This window comes from Nesterenkonia sp. CL21, from assembly GCF_031705515.1.
Lineage (GTDB): Bacteria > Actinomycetota > Actinomycetes > Actinomycetales > Micrococcaceae > Nesterenkonia > Nesterenkonia aethiopica.
In genome coordinates this window covers 1-3637 of record NZ_JAUTWR010000022.1, presented here as the reverse complement: position 1 = coordinate 3637, position 3637 = coordinate 1, and the positions used below count along the sequence as shown (strand labels likewise).

Below are 3637 nucleotides of genomic sequence, written 5' to 3'. Positions count from 1 at the left end.
TCCTCAACGCCATCCTCGGTGCCGTCCTCAACGCCATCCTCGGTGCCGTCCTCGGTGCCGTCGTCGCCCTCCGACACAGTCAGCACTGCCTCAGCAGACTCATCAGTCGTGTCGTCAGTACCGACAACCGTCAGGTCACCGACATCGGTGCCCTCAGGCACGGTCCACTCGTAGGTGAAGTTGCCCTCACCGTCAGTCTCGACACCAGGGATGGTGTCGATGACGTTGCCCTCAGAGTCGGTGATCTCCAGAGTCACCGTGGAGTCCGGGGTGTAACCCGTACCCTCGATGGTGGTGGACTCGCCGGGAGCCACCTCGTTCGGGTCAACCGTCAGTGCCGGGTCAAGGGTGACGCCCTCAGTGCCGCGCACGGTCGAAGACGCCAGGTTGACCTGAGCCAGCGGACCGGCAGCAGGCAGCAGGCTGACCTGCAGCGCCCGCACGGTGGAGGAACCCTCGCCGAGGTCGCCGACCTCGGGCTGAGCGTTCACCGTGAAGGAGACCACCTGGGTGACGACGTCGAGCAGCGGGCCGACGACCTCGGTGGCCAGCGGGCCGGTGATGCCGTCCACGACGCCTTCAAGGTCCGTCAAGACATCCAGGGTGTCCCCCAGGAGAGCACCCACGGTGTTGAGCACCAGGTCACCCAGGCCATCCGAGCTGGACAGGCCCAGCAGGTCCAGCAGAGGATCCAGGAGACCGACCAGGCCCGAAGTCGTCACGTTCAGGGAGTCCTCAGCGGTACCGTCCAGGATGTCTCCCAGCTGGGCATCCAGCGCGACATTGATACCCGCGAGTCCACCGATGAGGTTCACGTCCACATCCAGACCGAGCGAGGTCGTGGCGATAGTGGCGCGGAGGTTGTCGACGATCTCGGTGACCACATCGGTCACGGCCTGAGTGATGCCATCAGCGATGGCCGCGAGGACCGGGCCGCTGAGCAGCTCAGAGTTCGCCGGCATGTCGTTGAGGTTCGGCAGCTCCGGGTTCGCCGCGAGCAACGTCTCCAGGTCCACCGTGACCGCACCGGTCGTCAGGTCCACGGTCACGCCGCTGCTCTCACCGACGACGTCGGCCGGCAGCAGTGCGGACAGGTCCGGCGCAGTGAAGTCGACGTTCGCACTGAGGTTGGCGAGGCCACCCAGGTCGATGCCGACGTCCAGCGCATCAGAGATCGAACCGGACAGGCCGTCCAGCGTCCCCTGCAGCTCGTCCACTGTGGAGAGCAGCTCAGTGTATATGTCCCCGATGGCGGGGCTCTCGAGGCTCAGGGTCGCGCCAGCGATCTGGTAGTCGGTGGTGGGCTCGCCGCCGCCGAGCTGCTCGATGTTGGAGGACAGCGCACCTGTCGTGAGGCTCAGGTCGCTGATCAGGCCCTCCGAGGCGCCGCCGCTGGCCTGGGTCAGCAGCTCGCTCAGATCGATGACGGCGTCCGACGGAAACTCGTCGGAGCCGCCCACGGAGATCGCACCCTGGTCACTCACCGCACCGGATGCGGCGCGGGCGTCACCGGTGCTCTGCGCCTCAGCGTACTGGTTGACGGCGCCCACCTGGATGACGCCGTTCGGGCCGAAGAGCTGCAGCGAGTCGCCGAGGTCCACGGCGATGGCGTTGAGCACCTCGGCGCCGAGCGGGTTGGTCACCAGCGGGTGTTCACCACTCGGGTTCTCGGCGAACGCACCATTGACCTCGGCGATGTCGTCGAGGTTGATGCCGGCGGCCTGGCCGCCCAGGAACTTGCCCAGCGCTTCGGAGACGTCGGTCGGAGCCGCGTTGGCCGGAGCGGAGCCGGCCAGCGCAAGACCGGCGGCCACCACGGTGGCGGTCACGGCCGAAGCGCAACGCTTGAGCAGGCCACGCGCTGGTGGCCCTTGTCTATGTCTGTGATCGGGTGCAACTAATGGCTTCCCCATGGAAGTCCCCCTGTTGTGTACTGTTCCGCGCTAGCCCTTCGACAAAAGAGCGCGACATCACACCGTGATGTCGCTGATCGCGCAGGAATTTCAACTTTTGATGGGCATGACGAGCGTCACGCAACCGTCAGCGAATCTAGCACAACCCACGGATTGCCTGGTCGATCCGCGGCAGTCACACCCTGTCCACCTGCCGCGCCAGATCCTGGCCTTGCATGTCGACCGGCCCGGAATCCCTGCATCGACGCGCAATCGAGAAAACTACTGGTCAGTACGGCAGACATCGTGCGGCGCGGATCGCTGACTTTTGTGATGCATTGTTTCGTCGCCCCAGCCGCGGCCCGAGAAAAGAACCTGCGTCACGTCCCTCGAAATCAACCTGAGAAGGCCTGAGAGAAGACATTCTCACGAAGCAGCTGTCGACCAGATGGCAGCAGGACGGACACCTCTCCGACTAGAACAGCAGACGACGACGGTGCCTCCCGTGCTGGGAGACGCCGCCGTCGTCTTGCGATGGACCGGTCAGAGCCGGCTCAGGAGATCAGTCACCCGAAGCCCGCATCCGCTGGGAACGGATCACCGCGCCCGTGCCGAGCATCAGCAGGGCTACCGCGAGAAGCCCGAGCGTGAAGACGATCGCGCTGCCCGTTTTGGCCAGCCCGGTACCCGGACCCGGAGCGGGGGCACCAGCACCAGCTTCAGTGCCGTCCTCCGTTCCAGCCTCGGTGCCGACGCCGTCCTCGGTGCCGTCCTCGGTGCCGTCCTCGGTGCCGACGCCGTCCTCGGTGCCATCTTCGGTGCCGTCCTCGGCGCCGGCTACCGGGTCAGCGACAGTCAGCGTGGCCGAGGCGCTCAGGGACGGGTCCTCGTCATCGGTGGCGGTGATGGTCAGCTCACCCGGGTCGGTGCCCTCAGGCACCGTCCACTCCACGGTGAACGAACCGTCGTCGCCGACCTCGACACCCTCGATCGTGTCGACCACGTTGCCATCGGCGTCAGTGATCTCCACGGTGACGGTGGATCCGGGAGCGAAGCCGTCACCTTCGATGGTGACCTCGTCACCGGGGACTGCCGTGTCCGGCTCCACACTCAGACCAGGCTCGGCAGCCTCGTCGTCGTCGATGACGTTCACAGTGCCGGAGGCACTGATCTCCGGGTCCTCGTCGTCGGTGGCGGTGATGGTCAGCTCGCCCGGGTCGGTGCCTTCCGGAACCGTCCACTCCACGGTGAACGTCCCATCGTCGCCGACTTCGACACCCTCGATCGTGTCGATCACGTTGCCGTCGGCATCAGTGATCTCCACGGTCACCGTAGAGCCGGGGACGAAGCCCTGACCGTCAACGGTGACGTCGTCGCCGGGAGCGACTTCATCCGGGTGGATGATCAGACCAGGCTGAACCACCCCGTCCTCATCGGTGACCGTCAGGTGAGTCGACGCGGAGACGTCGTCATCCTCGACGTCAGTCGCCGTCACCGTCAGAATGCCCGGATCAGTGCCCTCAGGCACCGTCCACTCCACGCTGAAGCTGCCGTCACCGTCGGTGTCGACATCCTCGATCGTGGCGACGACCTCGCCGTCCTCATCCGTGAGCTCCACAGTGACCGCCGAGTCGGGCACGAAGCCCTCACCCGTCACCGTGGTGTCCTCACCCGGAGCAACCGTGTCCGGGTCCACCCCGATCGACGGGTCAAGGACCGGGTCCTCATCGCCGTCATCCGGGGCA

Annotated in this window: 2 protein-coding genes and 1 pseudogene; 1 reads left to right on the top strand and 2 read right to left on the bottom strand. The window is 66.0% G+C overall.

The window, feature by feature from the left end:
- The coding region (locus Q7C18_RS16705) for a choice-of-anchor G family protein (protein ID WP_311026332.1) at positions 1 to 1829 on the bottom strand (1829 nt) is incomplete at its 3' end.
- A gap of 148 nt (positions 1830 to 1977) precedes the next feature.
- Between Q7C18_RS16705 and Q7C18_RS16700 the strand changes: the two genes are divergently transcribed.
- Entirely contained in the window at positions 1978 to 2217 is a 240-nt protein-coding gene (locus tag Q7C18_RS16700; RefSeq protein WP_311026331.1) for a hypothetical protein, read from the top strand.
- Between the two features lie 237 nt (positions 2218 to 2454).
- On the opposite strand, the pseudogene Q7C18_RS16695 reads toward Q7C18_RS16700, so the two are convergent.
- Positions 2455 to 3637: pseudogene (locus tag Q7C18_RS16695) on the bottom strand (hypothetical protein); the annotation flags it as partial.